The sequence below is a fragment of the Saccharothrix carnea genome (genome assembly GCF_003014735.1).
GTDB lineage: Bacteria > Actinomycetota > Actinomycetes > Mycobacteriales > Pseudonocardiaceae > Actinosynnema > Actinosynnema carneum.
This window is the reverse complement of sequence record NZ_PYAX01000009.1, coordinates 359326-375937: the sequence shown is the minus strand read 5'-3', so window position 1 is coordinate 375937 and position 16612 is coordinate 359326. Positions and strand designations below refer to the sequence as shown.

Genomic DNA, 16612 nt, shown 5'->3' with positions numbered 1-16612 from the left:
AACGATCCGACCGTGAGGGGCGTTCCCAGCCGGGGGCGCCCCTCACCCCACGATCGGCCCCAGGTACCCGAGCAGCACCTTCTTCAGCTCCGCCACCAACGCGGGCCGCTCGTCCTCGTCGGCCGAGACGATCATCGGGATCAGTCCGCCGAACAGCCGCATCGTCACCTGCGCGGTGCGGGCGCGGTCGGCGTCGGGGAGGTCCGGGCGACGTGCGGCCAGCACCGCGTCGATGCGCCCGAACACCGCGGCGTGCACGGCGCGGGTCGGCGCGGCCAGCTGCTCGGGCATGTCGGAGCGGCCGAACAGGGCCTTGAAGCCGGGGTTGGCGACGTTCACCGCCACCATCGGGCCCGCCATCCGGTCGATCAGCTCGTCCAGCGGCAGGTGCGCCAGCTCGGGCGTCAACGCGCCGTGCGCCGACCGCAGCTGCTCCAGGTACCGGTCGGCCAACGCCTGGGCGATGCCCTCCTTGTTGCCGTAGAACTGGTACAGCGTGCCCGGCGACACGCCCGCCCGCGCGGCGATGGCGTTGGTCGTCGCGGCCTCGTAGCCGACCTCCGCGAAGACCGCCGCCGCCGCGTCCTGCAGTTCGGCCATCCGCCGCTCGCCCCGCGCCTGCCGGCGCACCACCTTCTCCACGGGCACCACCTTCTCACTCGTTGACAAACACGAGTATCCGCTCGTATTTTGAAACACGAGCACTCGCTCGCATTCTACGAGGAAGCACCCGAGTCGAGGAGAACCCCGTGCACCTGCTGGGGCGTTTCGCCGTGCGCCGGCGACGCTTGGTCCTGGTCGTCGCCGCGATCGTCGCGGCGGCCGCCGCCGTGGTGGGCAGCGGCACGTTGTCGGCGCTGTCGCTGTCCCGCTTCGAGGCGCCCGGCACGGAGTCGCTGCGCGCGGCCGAGGTGCTGGCCGAGGAGTTCGACACCGGCAACCCCAACCTGACCCTGCTCGTCACGGCGCGCGGCGGCGACGTGGACGACCCGCGGACCGCCGAACGCGGCCGTGCGCTGGCCGCCGAGCTGGCGCCGCTCGTCCGGCAGGTCGAGTCCTATTGGGACCGTCGCAGCCCGGCCCTGCGCTCCGAAGACGGCGGCCAAGCGCTGATCCTGGCGTGGGTGCCCGGCACCGCCACCGAGGCACGCGGGGTCATCGCCGGCCTGTCCGAGCGGTTCACCCGGGCCGACGACGTGGTCGAGGTCGGCGTCGGCGGGCAGGACGAGGTGTTCCGCCAGGTCGGCGCGCAAGCGGCACGCGACTTCCTGCGCGCCGAGATGATCGTGGTACCGGTGGTGCTGCTCCTGCTGGTGCTGCTGTACCGGCGGGTGTCGCTGGCGTTGACCACGATCGGCATCGGGTTGTTCGCCATGGTCGGCACGCTCGCCGCGCTGCGCGGGCTGACCGCGTTCACCGAGGTGTCCACGTTCGCCGCGAACATCACGCTGGTCATGGGCCTGGCGCTGGGCGTGGACTACTGCCTGTTCGTCATCGCCCGCTACCGCGAGGAACTGGCCGGCGGCGCCACCGTGCCGCGAGCGGTCGAACGGGCGGTCGCGACGGCCGGGCGCACGGTGCTGTTCAGCGGGCTCACGGTGGCCGCGTCGCTGGCGATGCTGCTGCTCTTCCCCTTCCCGTTCCTGCGTTCCTTCGCGTACGCGGGCGTGCTGGTGGTGGGGCTGTCCGTGCTCGGCGCGCTCACCGTGCTGCCCGCCGCCCTGGCGTGCCTGAAACCGCACCCGGCCGCCGAACGCACCACCGGGTTCTGGGCGCGCACGGCGAACGCGGTGATGAACCGGCCGCTGCTGGTCGGCGGCGCGGTGCTGGCGTTGCTGCTCCTGCTCGCCGCGCCGGTGCTGGGCCTGCGGTTCGGCCTGCCCGACGACCGGATCCTGCCGCCGGACGCGTCCAGCCGGGTGGTGCAGGACCAGATCCGCGCGGGCTTCGGCCAGGAGCAGACCGACGCCATCCGGGTGATCGCGCAGGACGTCCCGGGGGACGACGACTACGCCGCACGGCTCGCCGACGTGCCCGGCATCGTGCAGGTCGACGTGACGACCAACGAGCACGGCACCACGTGGTCGGCGATCCCGTCCCAGGAAGCGCTCTCCGGCGACGTGCCCGCGCTGGTGGAACGGGTCCGCGCGCTCGACCCGGACTACCTCGTCGGCGGCTACCCGGCCGAGCTGGCGGACTTCCGCGACGCCCTCACCGACCGGGTGCCGCTGGTGTTCGGCCTGATCCTGGCGGTCACCTTCGTGCTGCTGTTCCTGATGACCGGCAGCGTGCTGCTGCCGGTCAAGGCGACCGCGCTGAACCTGCTCAGCCTCGCGGTGATGTTCGGCGTGGTGGTGTGGGGCTTCCAGAACGGCAACCTGGCGCACGTGCTCGGCTTCACGCCCACCGGCACGGTCGAGCCGAGCATCCCGATCCTGATGTTCTGCATCGCGTACGGCCTGTCCATGGACTACGAGGTCTTCATGGTGTCGCGGATCGCCGAGGAGTACGCGCGCACCGGCGACGAACGCTCCGCCGTCACCACGGGGATCCAGCGCAGCGCTCCGCTGATCACGGCCGCCGCCGCCATCCTGGCCCTGTCGTTCGCCGCGTACACCACCGGCAGCGTGATGTACCTGCAGATGCTGGGCGCGGGCATGGCGGTGGCGATCCTGGTGGACGCGACGTTCGTGCGCGCCGTGCTGGTGCCCGCGTTGATGCGGCTGGCCGGTCGCGCCAACTGGTGGGCGCCGGGGTGGCTGCGCCGGGCACACACCCGGTTCGGCCTGGCGGAGGGCCGCTAGGGTTGCGCCCTTATGGGGGCCGCCGTGTGGGCATTGCCGGTGTTGGTCGGACTCGTCCTCCCGCTGTGGGAGGACGGCCCGCCCCTGGACGTCACGCTCCCGCTGGTGATCGCCGGTCTGCTGCTGAAGGCGCGCGAGGCGCACGCCGAGCGGCCCGGCGCCTGGTTCCCGTTGCTGGTGACCGGGGCGACCGCGTTCGCGCTCACGTCGGCCGGCGGGTTCGTCGACGGGTGGTGGCTCTCGGTCGGGCCGACCGCGTTCGACCTGTGGCAGTTCCTGTTCGGCCTGGTGGTCGCCATCGGCCTGGGGATCTGGGCGTGGCGTGCGCGCAGCTACGTCGTCGCGGTCACGGCGCTGGGGTACCTGGCCGCCGTCTGGTACTTCCGGCAGGAGCCGGTCGAGGAGTTCGGCTGGTTCGCCTACGCGCCGCTCACGACGCTCACCCCCGTCGTGCCCACGTTCGACTTCCTGCCGCACCCGGAACTGGTGGTCGTGGCGGGTGCGGTGCTCGCGCACACCAGGGTCGACCGGGTGCGGCCGTGGCACGTGGTGGCGATCCTCGGGCTGCTCGGCTCGTTGTGGCACTACAGCGCGCTCGCGCTGGTGGTCGCGGCGGTGGTGGTCGCGGCCTACGACCTGAGCGCCCGCCGTCCCGGCGCCTGGTACCCGTTGCTGCTGGTCGGCATCGGCTTGGTGGTGTGGCCGGTGGTGGACCGGGTGTTCCTGGCGCCGGAACTCCCCGCGGTGCTCGCGAACGCGCCCGGCGGGCGGAACGAGAGCGGCGGGATCGAAGGGGCGGCCATCGCCGTGGCGGTCGGCCCGTGGACCGGCTACGACGAGCTGTTCCTGGCGTTCGTCGTCGCGATCGGGCCGGCGGTGTGGTCGTGGCGGCGCCGGAGCCCGATCGTGCTGCTCACCGCCGTCGTCTACCTGGGTCTCACCTGGCTGCGCACCGGGCCCGTGCCGACCGAACTGGTCGTCCTGGCGGGTGCGGCCGTCGCCTTCGCCACGGCCGCACCCGGTGCCACTAGAACGGCTGGGCGTTCGGCTGGAACACCTGACCGTCCGCCGGGGCCTTGAGGTCGACCAGGTAGTCGGTCACCGCGGTGTCCACCCCGGCGCTGTCACCGAGGATGCAGTGCCCGAACGCGTCCACGCTGAGCAGCCGCGCGTTGCCGAGCTGGCGGACCATGCGCTTGCTGAACTCGTACTGCGTGGCCGGGTCGTAGTAGTTGCCCACCACGACGATCGGGTTCGGCGTGCGGCGGTGCCACGGCCCGTCCCAGCGGTCCGGGCGGGGCACCGGCCAGGTCGCGCAGGTGAGCAGGTCGGACGCGGCCTGCGAGCGGCCGAACGTCGGCGACTCGCGCTCCCACTTCGCGGCCAGCACGGGGAACAGTTGCGGCACGCGCACGAACGGCTTGTCCGTGCAGTTCACGCCGTAGTACGAGTCGTCGTACAGGTACTCGGTGTCGCCCGTGAGCCCGGCGCGGACGTCCGCCAGGCCGTGCTTGTTCGCCAGCGGCGGCAGCAGGTCGGCCTGCTGCTGCGCCGAGAACGTGGCGGTGTCCGGGTGCAGCACCGCGTAGATGCTCTGCAGCCACGCGGCCAGCGCCTTGAACCTGGTCGGCGCGTACAGGTCACTGCCGACCCGGCCGATGTAGCCGTCGTAGGTCACGACCTGGTTGTTCGGCAGCGTGATCGGCCGGGTGCGCAGGTGGTCGCGCACCTCGTCGAACTTGGCCCGCGGGTTGCCGTCGCTGTAGGCGCACTTGTCGCCTTCGGTGTCGCAGCGCTTCAGGAACGCGTCGAGGGCGAGCTCGAAGCCCTGCGCGCGTTGCCGGTCGTACTCCGCGCCGTTGGAGGTGCGCAGCGCCGGGTCGACGTTGCCGTCCAGCACGAGGGCGCGGGACTTGGCCGGGAAGATGTTGGCGTAGGTGGCGCCGAGGAGCGTGCCGTAGGAGAAGCCGACGAAGGTGAGCTGCCGGTCGCCGACGCCCTGCCGGAGCAGGTCCAGGTCACGGGCCACGGCCTCGGTGGACATGTGGTTCAGCAGCGGGCCCGCGTTGCGCGCGCACGCGTCGGTGTAGTCCTCGGTCGCGTCCATGGTGTTGCGGATCTCGGTGCGGGTGACCGGGACGGCGGACATGCGGCCGAAGATCTCGTTGGCCTCTTCGAGGGTCTTGAAGCAGCGCAACGGCGAACTGCGCCCGACACCGCGCGGGTCGAACCCGATCAGGTCGAACCTGTTCATGACCTCGGGCTGGAAGAACGAGCTGCCGTAAGCGGAGTAGATGAGACCGGCACCACCGGGACCGCCGGGGTTGATGAACAACGAGCCGACCTTGTTCGCCTGGTCGTCGGCCGGGCGCTTCATCAGCGCGATGGTGATCTTCGCGCCGGCGGGCTTGCGGTGGTCCAGCGGCACGGGGTGGTTGGCGCAGGTGACCTTGTCGCGCTGCGCGGCGGGGATCTCGGCGAGGACGTCCTCGGCGCAGGTGGTCCACTGGATCGGGGTGGCGCCCTGTGCTTCCTGGGCGGCGGCGGTACCGGTTCCCGCGAGGCCGGACACCGTAGTGCCCACGGCCAGCGCGAGAGCCAGCGCTCTGGTGCGGAGTTGCATGCGGTAGCGCTCCCTCGGTTCGCTCGACGTCGCCCCTCAGTGACACCGCGACGCCATCGCGCGAGGCTTTCACTCGAACGTGCCCAGCACTACCCGCAGAACGGAGGATTCGCGCCCTACCAACGGCGTGTCGAACCTTCACCGGCAGGGTGGCCAGGGTCAGGACCAGGGCTCGAAAAGATCAAAAGATCAAAAGCGTCCTCGCCGGACGGGCAGATCAGCAGGATGACCCCAACTACCCCTGGATCTCCCGACCCAGCGTGGTCCCGGGCTTCGTGTCATCCCACCGACCTCCCTCCGGGCTACCACACGCGTCAAGAGGGCGCCCACAGTCGACGCCGCAGGCAAAGGTGAACCAGCCCTCTTGACACGTGCGGTAGGGCTACGCCAGGTCGGCGGGATGACACGAACCCCTACCTTGAGAAAGTCGAAGTGCATCGCAGCCGCACACGCCCCGGCGCCCCCCGACCCCGCGCCCACCGGCGAGCACCGGACCGTCCACTGGCACGTCCTTCTTCCCAAAGGAGGGCTTCGTGTCATCCCGCCGACCTGGCGCAGCCTTACCGCACGTGTCAAGGGCGGCGCGTCCACCTCTGCCCGCGACGTCAACTGGGACCGCGCGCCGCCCTTGACACGTGTGGTAACCCGGAGGGAGGTCGGTGGGATGACACGGAGTCCGGACCCACAACCCAACGAGAGACGAAGGCGTAGTTGGGGTCATCCTGCTGATCTGCCCGTCCGGCGAGGACGCTTTTCAAGGCTTTTCAAGCTTTCAAGGCTTCTACCCCAACACCCCACACCCTCAGACCACCCGAGTTGAACGCTCAGAACGCAGACGGGCCGTCCTGAGCGTTCAACTCGGGGGTACGCGAACGCAGGACACGCGCGTCCTCAACGTAGGACACGCGCGTTCCGGACGTAGGACACGCGAGGTCAGGGGAGGGCGCGGGCCAGGGTCAGGGCGAAGCGGCCCGCCGGGTCGGTCCACCAGCGGTGCAGGGCGAAGCCGGCGGCGGTCAGTTCGCGGTCCACGGTCTCGCGGCGGAACTTGGCGGAGACCTCGGTGCGCAGTTCCTCACCCTCGGCGAAGTCGACGTCCAGGGACAGGGCCGCCACGTGGGCCTTGACCGGGCGCAACGCGCGCAGGCGCATCTCGATCCACTCCTCCTCCGCGTTCCACAGCGCCACGTGCTCGAAGTCGGAGGGGTCGAAGTCGGCGTCCAGCTCACGGTTGATCACGCGCAGCACGTTGCGGTTGAACTCCGCCGTCACGCCCTGCGCGTCGTCGTACGCCCGCACCAGCACATCGGGGTCCTTCACCAGGTCCGTCCCGAGCAGCAGCCACTCCCCCGCGTTCAGCACTTCGCGCACCGAGGCGAAGAACTTGTCCCGCTCCTCCGGAATCAGGTTGCCGATCGTCCCGCCCAGGAACGCCACCACCCGGGGCGGCGCGCCGGGCAGCAGGCCCAGGTGCTCGGTGAAGTCGCCGACCACCCCGTGCACCCGCAGCCCCGGGTACGCGGCGATGATCGCCCGTGCCGCCTCCGTCAACGCAGACGGCGACACGTCCAGCGGCACGAACTCCCGCAGCGTGCCGTGCGCCCGCAACGCGTCCAGGAGCAGCCGCGTCTTCTCCGACGACCCCGAACCCAGCTCCACCAACGAGTGCGCGTCGGTGAGCGACGCGATCTCCGCCGCCCGCGCCACCAGGATCTCCCGCTCCGCGCGGGTCGGGTAGTACTCCGGCAGCCGGGTGATCTCCTCGAACAGCTCACTGCCGACCGCGTCGTAGAACCACTTCGGCGACACCCACTTCGACCGCGCGGTCAGCCCCGCCCTCGCCTCGGCGCGCAGCGCGATGGCCGCGTCCTCGGGGGTCAGGTGCACGTCCAGCACAGGCTCGGTCATCCTCGTCCAATCGGTTGAACGTCCACAGTAGACACATCTGCCGTGACGACGTGCCCGTCCGGCACCTCCCGCCAGCGCGGGTCGTCGTCCAACGGCTCGGAGGCCAGCGCGACCGCGCCGTCACCGGAACGCACCCACAACGAGTGCGTCCACGTCGTGCCGGCGAGCACGGTCCCGTTGGTGAGCAACAGGTTCAGCCGCGAACCGGGCGCGGCGGCGGCCACCTCGGACACGACGGACGCCAGCGCGGCACCCGGCGCGGCACCGGCAGCCAGCCGCGACCGCACCAACGCCCACAGCAAGGCGGCGTCGGTCGGCGCGTCCAACGTCAGCAACGAGGCCACGGGCAACGTCTTGGCGACGTCCACCACGGACTCCGGCCAGTCGGCGACCCGCCCGTTGTGGCTGAACAGCCACTGCCCATCGGTGAACGGCGCGCAGGCCGTGTCCGCCACCGGCATGCCGACCGTCGCCGAGCGCACCGCCGCCAGCACCGCGCCGGACACCGTCACCCGGCTCAGCGCGAGCAGGTTCTCGTCCGACCAGATCGTGCCCGCCCGGCGGTAGCGCACCGCCGGACCGCCCGGCGCGGGGTACCACCCCACGCCGTAGCCGTCCACGTTGACCGTGCCGCCGCCGCGCATGTCCCGCGGCGAGTACGACTGCCGCACCAACGAGTGCGGCGCGTCGTGCACCAGCGCGGCGACGGGCACGGCGGGGCCCAGGTAACCCAGGTGGCGGCACATGGTCAGGCCAGTTCGTCCCGCGAGGCGTCCCGCGCGCAGCGGAAGCCCGAGAAGATCTGCCGCCGGATGGGGTAGTCCCAGTTCCGGAACGTCGACCGCACCGCCGCCTGGTCGCTGCCGAACGACCCGCCGCGCAGCACCTTGTAGTCCGGCCCGAAGAACACCAGCGAGTACTCCGCGTACGGGAACACCTCGAACCCGGCGTACCCGTGGAAGTCCGAACTGGTCCACTCCCACACGTCACCGATGAGCTGGTGCACCCCCAACGCGGACGCGCCCGCCGGGTAGGCGCCGACCGGGGCCGGCGTCAGGTGCCGCTGGTTGAGGTTGGCGTGCGCCTCGGTCGGCTCCTCGTCGCCCCACGGGTAGCGGCGGGACCGGCCGGTCGCCGGGTCGAACCGGGCCGCCTTCTCCCACTCCACCTCGGTGGGCAGCCGCTTGCCCGCCCACTTCGCGTACGCCTCGGCCTCGTAGTAGCAGACGTGCACCACCGGCTGGTCGGGCTCGATCGGTTCCGTGCGGCCGAACGCCGTGCGGTACCACCGGTCGCCGACCTGTTCCCAGAACCGGGGCGCGACCAGCGACGCCTTCCGCACGTGCGCCCACCCGGCTTCGCTCCACCAGCGCGGGTCGCGGTAGCCGCCCTCGGCGATGAACGCCTCGTACGCGCCGTTCGTCACCGGCGTGGTGTCGATGAAGAACGGCTCGGTGACCACCTGGTGCGCGGGCCGCTCGTTGTCCAGCGCCCACGCCTCGGTGGACGTGCCCATGGTGAACGGCCCGCCGGGCACCAGCACCTCGGCCGGACCCACCGGGCCACCGCGCGGCGGCGGTGGCGCGTCCAGCACCGGTTCGCCGACCCGCAGCTGGTGCGTGGCCAGCATGGTCTCGTCGTGCTGCTGCTCGTGCTGCACGATCATGCCGAACGCGAACCCGCCGTCGACCAGCCGGTGGCCTTCCAGCGGCGTGCGTTCGAGCACGTCGAACACCTTGTCCCGGACCTCGCCGACGTACTTGCGCGCCTCGGTCGGCCCGAGCAGCGGCAGTTCCGGCCGGGCCGACCGGGCGTGCTTGAACGCGTCGTACAGCTCGTCGATGTCCGCCCGGACCGGCTCACGCCCGCCGACGTCGCGGACCAGCCACAGCTCTTCCTGGTTGCCGATGTGCGCGAGGTCCCACACCAGCGGTGACATCAACTTGGAGTGCTGGCGGACGAGGTCGTGGTCGTCCACCGCGTCGGTGAGCAGCCTGCTGCGGTCGCGGGCCCTGGTGAGCTGGGCGGCGACCCGGTCGCGAAGGTTCTCGGTGCTGGTCATGAACGGCCCCCTCCGGTCTTCTCAGCGAGCGTGCGGTGCAGTTCTTCGGCGATCGCGTCGGTCTGGCCGACCGACAGGTCGGTGTCGGACAGCGCGGCGCAGCCCAGCTCGACCACGTCGCGCGCCGCACGGGCGAGCACCGGGTCGTTCAGGCCGTACCGCGCGGCGGCGAGCCAGCGGTTCGCCGCACCCTCCGTGGCCGCGAACACGCCGTCCACCGCTTTCGGCGTGCTGAACAGCGCCGCCATCAGCACGACCGGTGGCAGCCACTGGCCGTGCGGCGGGGTGTCCAGGTAGCGGACCTCCAGGTACCCGCGCGGCCTGACCGGCGGGAACTGCAGGGTGAGGTGGTAGTCGAGGTCGTCGGCGGTCGCCGGGCGGTCCAGCGCCCCGTCGATCCAGTCGGCGAACGTCAACCGGTGCGGCGGCAGCCAGTTCGGCCCCGGTCTGCGCACCGCGATGACCGGCGTGTCGAGCACGCGCTTGGCCCACGCGTCGGCCGGTCTCGCGCACACCGCCGCCGGGCGCGTGCGCACCGGGTCGGTGGCGTAGAGGGAGCGCATCCGCGCGCTGGCCCAGTCCGTCCGGCGGCCGTTGACGCCGGGCGAGTTGGCGAACAGGGCGGTGACGACGGGTCCGAGCGCGTGCACCGCGGCCCACCGCCGGGGCAGGTCGTCGGCCAGCCCGAAGTCCAGGCAGACCTGGAGGCCCGCGGTGCTGCACATCATCGTGATGCCCTCGGGCCCGAGCGGGGCGAAGGCGTGTTCCATGGCCGCGTAGCGCGGGACCTGGAGCATCCGGCGCGGCGGGCGGAACGGGTCGGCGCCGTGCTGACCGAGCCGCAGACCGGCCGGTTCGAGCAGGCTGTGGAGGTGGTCGATGTCCGCCGCGACGGTCTTGAGCAGGTCCGTCAGGGAATCGCGTGGCGGAGTGGAGATCTCGACCTGGCCACCCGGTTCCACGGTCAGCGGGGTGCCGGAGGGCAGGGGCCGCTGCGGGCTGTCGGGGACGAGGGTCGGTGGTGCGTGCGGGCCGAGGGCGGACGCGAGGGTCTTCGCGTCGAGCGGCCGGGAGGGATCTTCGACGTGGTGGACGGTCCATTCCAATTCGACTCCGAGCAGCCTCGGAGGTCCGTGCTTGAAGCAGACCGAGGCGACGTAGGCCTCGGCCTCCGCTCGATCCCGGAACACCGCCGGGGTGGGCCCCGGAGCCGGGGCATTACGGACAGCAGTCACTGGTGGCACTCCCCGTGATCAATCTCGTCCGTTCGACGCTACACGCAGGCACCGACACTCGCAGCTGTGCAAAACCCTTGCGGATCAACGACATGTCGGTTGCGGGACGTGTCGCTGACGGCCGGTCGGGTGGCCGCCGACGCCGGACCGGCGGCCGGCGTGCTGCTCCTAGTGGGCGTTTTCGCGGTATCAAGCGGTATCAATCGGACGATCCGGTCACGGCGTGAACAGCTCGTGGCATCCAGGTGACCGTCAAGACCCCGGGTATTCGACGTCGACGTGCAGCACCCGGTCGTTGCCGACGACCTCGTCCAGGTCCCAGGTGGTGGTCAGCCAGAGGTCGCCCTCGCGGTCCACCTCCACCGTGCGCAGCCGCCCGTACGCGCCCTGGAAGTAGACCTCCTGGTCGACCAGCTCGTCACCGTCGATGCGCAGCCGGTAGACCCGCCGCCCGACCGTGGTCGCCACGAACAAGTGGTCGTTGATGATCGCCAACCCGCTCGGCCCGGCGGCCGACGTCGGCCACGTCTTCTTCGGCGGCACGCTGTCGTTGCAGTACCCGGCCGTGCCCTCGCACCCCGGCCAGCCGTAGTTGGCGCCGCGCTCGATGAGGTTGAGCTCGTCCTGCGAGTTGTTGCCGAACTCGGTGGCCCACAGCCTGCCCCGCGAGTCGAAGTCCAGGCCCTGCACGTTGCGGTGCCCGTAGCTCCAGATCGCCTTGCCCGGGAACGGGTTGTCCGCCGGGATCGACCCGTCCGGGTGGATGCGCAGGATCTTGCCCGCGTTGGTGTCCAGGTTCTGCCCGTAGCTGCCGTTCTGCGCGTCGCCGGTGGAGACGAACAGGTACCGGCCGTCCGGGCTGAACCGCAGCCGCCCGCCGTTGTGGTAGCGGTTCTTCGGCATGCCGCCGAGGATCGTGGTCCAGCCGGACAGCAGGTCGCCGACCAGCCTGGCCCGCACGACCTGGTTGCCGCCCGCCGCCGTGTGGTAGACGAACACGAGCCCGTCCGCGGCGAACGTGGGCGAGACCTCGACGCCCAGCACGCCGCCCTCGCCGTCGGTGCCCTGCGCGCCCGGCACCGTGCCGACCTCGATCCGCCTGCCGTCCGGGGTGAGCCGGTAGATCGTGAACGCCTCCCGCTCGGACACCAGCGCCGAACCGTCCGGCAGGAACGCCAGGCCCCACGGCACGTCGGTGCCCTCGCGCAACGCGGTCACCGCGCCGAGCTCCGGCTCGCCCGCGGGCGCCGTGCCGCCGGGCACGGCGATGACCTCGTCGCTGAACGGCGAGAGGTTGCCCGCCGCGTCCTGCGCCCGCACGCTGAACCGGTAGCCGGTACCGGCGGCCAGGCCGGTGACCGTGGTGGCCGTGCCGTCCGCCGCGCCCACCTGCGCTCCATCGCGGTGCACCAGGTACCCGGTCACGCCGACGTTGTCGGTGGCGGCGTCCCAAGCCAACGACACGCTGGTCGGCGACCTGCCGGTCACCCGCACGTTGACCGGTGCGGTGGGCGACTCGTTGTCCAGCACCACGCTCTCGGTGCGCACCACGACGCTGTTGCTGGCCCGCGAGACGTTGGGCGCGGCGTCGCGCGCGAAGACGGTCCAGTCGTACCGCGTGTCGGCTTCGAGCCCGATGACCGTGGCCGACAAGGTCGTGCCGGACACGCTCACCATCAGCTGGCCGTGCTGGTAGACGTCGTAGCCCACCACGCCGACGTTGTCCACGGACGCGTCCCACGCCAGCGAGACGCTGTGCTCGGTCTTGCCGGTGGCACGCAGGTTGCGCGGCGGCGTGGGCGGAATGGCGTCGACGGCCGCGCGGTCGGTGCTCGGCCCGCTGTGCCGGGCGACCTCGGACGGGTCACCGGTGAGCCCGTTCGCGGCCGCGCCGGAGGCGACGAGCAGGGACAGCGCCGTCGCGGTGGTGACCGCGAGCCGCCGTCGCCGGGTGTCCGACATCGGCCGTGAGCGCAGCGTGTGCGATCCCATCGGTGCTCCTCCCGCCTACCGGTTCCGGTAGTGCGCGGCCTGGCTGCGCAACCGCGCCCGTGACGACGGCACGTCCAGCGCGATCCGGTCCAGCACCTCGGCCGGGCGGCGCCCGTCCGGCAGGGCGAACGACGACCGCAGCACGCCGACGTGACCGGCGGCGAACGGCACCAGCCGGACCGGCGCGTCGGTCCGGTCCGCGAGCGCGTCCAACTGCTCGGCCATGACCTCTTCGCCGCCGACGCGGACGTGCAACGCGGCCTCGTGCACGAAGAACCGCGTGGCGGTGTGCGGCAGCCGGTCGACGCCGGTGCCGCCCGCGTCGTCGCCGAGCGCCAGGGCGTAGGCGGGTGTGCGCAGCGGCTCGGGGACGCACAACGCCTCGAACACCACGAGGGCACAACCGGACGGGCCGTCCGCGGTGTCGCCGGGGCGACGGCCGACGAGCCTGATCAGATCGATCAAGTCCGGGCCGTGCCGACTGCGGTCCACCGTGGACGGTCGGCTCGACCAGCCCAATCCCGGCACCAGCCTCAACGGCGGCCGGATGTCCTCACCTGCGGTCACGGTGCGCCACCGTAGTGACGATGACCTGGGGTTTCGAGCCGAGACGGCGAAGTACACCCCAAAGTGGACACGGCAAGCCGTACGTACTGATTGGATTTCGTCCGGCGGCCCTGGCAACATCGACAGGTGCCCAGGGTGAGCCAGGACCACCTCGATGCCCGTCGCCGCCAGATCCTCGACGGCGCCCGTGCGTGTTTCGCGCGTTTCGGCTACGAAGGCGCCACCGTGCGCCGTCTCGAAGAGGCTACCGGCCTGTCCAGGGGCGCGATCTTCCACCACTTCCGGGACAAGGAGTCGCTGTTCCTCGCCCTGGCCGAGGACGACGCGCTGCGCATGGCGGAGGTCGTCGCCGAACAGGGCCTGGTGCAGGTGATGCGAGACCTGCTGTACCCGCCCGACCCCGACGACGTGGAGCACCCCGCGGACTGGCTCGGCACGCGGCTCGAGGTGTCGCGCCGGCTGCGCACCGACCCGGAGTTCCGGGCGCGGTGGGCGGAGCGGTCGCGGCAGCTGACCAACGCGACGCGGCAGCGGCTGGAGCGCCAGCGCGAGGCCGGGAACCTGCGCGACGACGTGGACGTGGACGTGCTGACGTCGTTCCTGGAGCTGGTGCTGGAGGGCCTGGTGTCGCACTTGGCCATGGGCCTGCCCGCGGACGACCTCGAACCCGTGCTGGACCTGGTCGAGGAGAGCGTCCGCCGACACCGGCGCAAGGCCTGATGGTCCGGTACCTCTGGGCGGCGGGCCTCGCCCGGCTGGCCGACGAGATGGTGGCCGTGGCCGTGGTGCTGCTGGCCTTGGCGCGCAGCGGGTCGCCCGTGCTGTCCGGCGTGGTGATCGCCGCGTACACGGTGCCGTCGATCCTGTCCGGGCCGCTGCTCGGCGCGTGGCTCGACCGGGCGCGGCGACCGGTGGCGGCGTTGGCGGCCAACCAGTTCGTGCTCGCCGTGATGGCGGTGGCCATGGTGTTCGCGCCGGCGCCCTGGCTGGTGCCCGCGGCGTTCGTCGCGGGCATCACGTTGCCGATGACCAGCGGCGGGTTCACCAGCCTGGTTCCGCGCCTGGCCACCGACCTGCCCAGGGCCATCTCGCAGGACGCGCTGCTGTTCAACGCGGCGGCGATCGCGGGGCCCGGGTTGGCCGGTGTGCTGAGCACGGTCGCGTCGCCCGCCGTCGCGGTGGCCGTGGTCGCCGCGCTGTCGTTGGCCGGAGGGCTGTGCACGACCGCGTTGCGCGTGCCGCCGCATCCGCCCGGCGAACACCCTTCGCTGCGTGCCGCGATCGCGAAGGGCCTGCGGCACCTGGCCACCACGGCGCCGTTGCGCGGCGCGACGGTCGCGTCCGTGGTCGGGTACGGGTCGGTCGGCATGCTCGCCACGGCGCTGCCGCTGCACGTGGGCGCGCTCGGCGTGGACGGCGACCAGGCCGGGGTGGTGTGGGCGGTGTTCGAGGTCGGCGCGGTGGGCTGCCTCCTGGTGGTCCGCCGGTGGCTGCACCTCTGGCGGCCGGAGCGGGTGGTGTTCACGGCCGTCGCGCTGTACGGGGTGACGCTCGCGCTGTGGCCGCTCGCGCCGCACTTCCCGGTGTTGCTGGTGCCGGCGCTGGTCAGCGGGCTCGCGCAGGGACCGGTGCTGACCGCCACGATCACCGCGCGGCAGCGGTACACGCCGGGTGCGCTGCTCGGCCAGGTCTCCACCACGGGGGCGAGCCTGAAGATCGGGGCGTACGCGGTGGGCGCGGTGGGCGGCGGCGCGCTGCTCGCCACGTGGTCGCCGACGTCGGTGATCCTGCTGGTCGCGGCGGGCCAACTGGTGGGCGCGTCACTCGGAGCAGTCACCGCCAGGCCGAGGCGGACCGCTCGGAGCAGTCACAGCTAGGCCGAGGCGGACCGTCCGGGTGACCCCATAGGATCGCCGACATGGCTGACGCCCGACCTGCCCACGTGCACCGGGTGCGGGTGCGCCCGGTCGACTGCGACCGCCAGGGGATCGTGCACGCCTCGCGCTACGCGGTGTTCTTCGAGGCCGCCATGGTGGAGACGCTGCGGTCCCTGCTCGGGTCGTACAAGGAGCTGGAGAAGCACGGCATCGACTTCGTGATGGCCGAGACCTCCATCCGGTACCTCAGCCCGGCCCGGTTCGACGACCTGCTGCGGATCGCGGTGCGGGTGCGGACGCTGGGCACCACCACGTTGACCATGGGCTTCGACGCGGACGTGGACGGCACGCCGGTCGCCACCGGCTGGAACCGGTACGTCTCCTTCGGCACGCCGGAGCTGCGCAGCACCCCGATCCCGGCGGACTTCCGCAAGGTGTTGGAACGCCGCCCGGCCACCACCAGGCCGACCAGGTCCGCGGCTAGGTCCGCGGCACCCGCGCCCGGGCACTGACCGCGTGACCCGCGCCTGACCCCTCGGCCCGCGCCACCACCCGGCCGCCCTCGACGCGGATCGCGACCTCGGTCTCGTCGCTCACCGACGGCACACCTGCCGCACCCGCCACGGCGCCGGTCTCGTCGCACACCACCCGCAGCCGGGGCCAGGACCCGACCGGGAACGCCTGCCGCAGGCTCACGCACAGCCGCGCCAACACCAAGCGCGCCAACGGTGCCAGCTCCCCCGGCGTGCCGGTCACCATCACGAGGGTCACCCGCGCGCCGGCGCGCACCGCTTCCTCCACGGCGGCCAGGCGGTTCAGCCCCAGCACGACCACCACGCCGTCGTCGTCCGGCGTCACGTCCGACCCGCGCACGAGGTCGAGAGCGGTCGGCGGCGCCCACGGCCGGTCCTCCCCCACCACCACGGCCGCGGGAGGCGGTGCCCACCAGTCGTTCAGCTCCAGGCCGGCGAGCTGCTCGCACGCGCTGATCACGTCGAACGGCTCCAGGAAACCGGGCGCCGCGGTGGCCAGCCCGCTCGCGCCGTGCAGCGCGGCGAGCACGACCTCGGCGAGGCGGACCATCCGGATCGGCGGCGCGTCGGGCGGCGGCACGACCGGGTCGAGCGCTTCCAGCGCGAGGCTGAGCAGCAGCGCGTCCAGCTTCATCAACTGCGTGAACGGACGGCGCGTCACCTCCTCGGCGGCCACCTCGGGCAGGAAGTCCCGGGCCAACGCGTCGTGGCTGAGCGACATCACCCACGCACGGGCCAGCGCGCCGAGCGCTTCGCGCCGGTTCGAGCCGCGTTGCGGGTTCGCCGGCGCGGTCGCCCGTTCCGCGAGGTCGGCCAGCACCGCGAAGTAGAGGGCGCGCTTGCCGGGGAAGTTCGAGTACACCGCGCCCCGGGTCAGCTCGGCGCGCTGCGCGATCGTGTCGATCTTGGCGTCCCGGAATCCGCGTTCGGCGAACTCGGCGCGGGCGGCGTCCAGCACCCGCGCCCGGTTGCGCTCCTGCGCCTCCGCCCTGCTCAGCCGCGCCATCACGC

14 protein-coding genes are annotated in these 16612 nt (G+C 72.2%); 5 read left to right on the top strand and 9 right to left on the bottom strand.

Translation table 11 applies throughout. The annotated features are described in order from the left end of the window. Positions 1-42: 42 nt before the first annotated feature. Positions 43-642: a TetR/AcrR family transcriptional regulator gene (locus tag B0I31_RS27100; protein ID WP_245950458.1), complete on the bottom strand. Its 600-nt coding sequence runs from the start codon at positions 640-642 to the stop codon at positions 43-45. A 107-nt stretch (positions 643-749) separates the two neighbouring features. Here B0I31_RS27100 and B0I31_RS27095 point away from each other — a divergent pair, with 107 nt between their 5' ends. Together B0I31_RS27095 and B0I31_RS27090 are read left to right on the top strand one after the other, a co-directional pair. Next, positions 750-2804: an MMPL family transporter gene (locus tag B0I31_RS27095; protein WP_245950456.1), complete on the top strand. Its 2055-nt coding sequence runs from the start codon at positions 750-752 to the stop codon at positions 2802-2804. 39 nt (positions 2805-2843) lie between these two features. After that, a complete protein-coding gene (locus B0I31_RS27090) occupies positions 2844-3884 on the top strand; it encodes a hypothetical protein (protein ID WP_146173960.1) in 1041 nt (346 codons plus the stop codon). On the opposite strand, the gene B0I31_RS27085 is transcribed toward B0I31_RS27090, so the two are convergent. From B0I31_RS27085 to B0I31_RS27055, 7 genes are all read right to left on the bottom strand, one after another. Continuing rightward, entirely contained in the window at positions 3832-5427 is a 1596-nt protein-coding gene (locus B0I31_RS27085; protein ID WP_106618197.1) for an alpha/beta hydrolase, read from the bottom strand. The two genes, B0I31_RS27090 and B0I31_RS27085, sit on opposite strands and share 53 nt — an antisense overlap. Before the next feature lie 933 nt (positions 5428-6360). Further along, entirely contained in the window at positions 6361-7335 is a 975-nt protein-coding gene (egtD, locus tag B0I31_RS27080) for an L-histidine N(alpha)-methyltransferase (RefSeq protein ID WP_106618196.1), read from the bottom strand. Next, a complete protein-coding gene (gene egtC / locus B0I31_RS27075; RefSeq protein ID WP_106618195.1) occupies positions 7332-8081 on the bottom strand; it encodes an ergothioneine biosynthesis protein EgtC in 750 nt (249 codons plus the stop codon). The genes egtD and egtC overlap by 4 nt, the downstream gene beginning before the upstream one ends. A gap of 2 nt (positions 8082-8083) precedes the next feature. Next, complete coding sequence (gene egtB, locus B0I31_RS27070) at positions 8084-9397, bottom strand: ergothioneine biosynthesis protein EgtB (RefSeq protein WP_106618194.1); 1314 nt, start codon at positions 9395-9397, stop codon at positions 8084-8086. Further along, positions 9394-10632 (bottom strand): glutamate-cysteine ligase family protein, encoded by a 1239-nt coding sequence (locus B0I31_RS27065; RefSeq protein WP_245950454.1) that lies wholly within the window; start codon positions 10630-10632, stop codon positions 9394-9396. The genes egtB and B0I31_RS27065 overlap by 4 nt, the downstream gene beginning before the upstream one ends. Positions 10633-10884: 252 nt before the next feature. Continuing rightward, positions 10885-12624 carry a PQQ-dependent sugar dehydrogenase gene (locus tag B0I31_RS27060; protein ID WP_106618192.1) on the bottom strand — a complete coding sequence of 580 codons (1740 nt, stop codon included), beginning with the start codon at positions 12622-12624 and terminating at the stop codon, positions 10885-10887. A gap of 15 nt (positions 12625-12639) precedes the next feature. Then, entirely contained in the window at positions 12640-13191 is a 552-nt protein-coding gene (locus B0I31_RS27055) for a Scr1 family TA system antitoxin-like transcriptional regulator (protein ID WP_106618191.1), read from the bottom strand. Positions 13192-13317: 126 nt separating this feature from the next. On the opposite strand from B0I31_RS27055, the gene B0I31_RS27050 reads away from it, so the two are divergent. Genes B0I31_RS27050 through B0I31_RS27040 form a run of 3 tightly spaced genes read left to right on the top strand, consistent with a single transcriptional unit; the run spans position 13318 to position 15580 of the window. Further along, entirely contained in the window at positions 13318-13911 is a 594-nt protein-coding gene (locus B0I31_RS27050; RefSeq protein WP_106618190.1) for a TetR/AcrR family transcriptional regulator, read from the top strand. Next, entirely contained in the window at positions 13911-15068 is a 1158-nt protein-coding gene (locus B0I31_RS27045; RefSeq protein WP_106618189.1) for an MFS transporter, read from the top strand. The genes B0I31_RS27050 and B0I31_RS27045 overlap by 1 nt, the downstream gene beginning before the upstream one ends. Positions 15069-15109: 41 nt before the next feature. Next, positions 15110-15580: an acyl-CoA thioesterase gene (locus tag B0I31_RS27040; RefSeq protein WP_106618188.1), complete on the top strand. Its 471-nt coding sequence runs from the start codon at positions 15110-15112 to the stop codon at positions 15578-15580. Here B0I31_RS27040 and B0I31_RS27035 read toward each other — a convergent pair. Then, positions 15549-16607 (bottom strand): TetR/AcrR family transcriptional regulator, encoded by a 1059-nt coding sequence (locus B0I31_RS27035; protein WP_106618187.1) that lies wholly within the window; start codon positions 16605-16607, stop codon positions 15549-15551. The two genes, B0I31_RS27040 and B0I31_RS27035, sit on opposite strands and share 32 nt — an antisense overlap. Positions 16608-16612 lie beyond the last annotated feature (5 nt).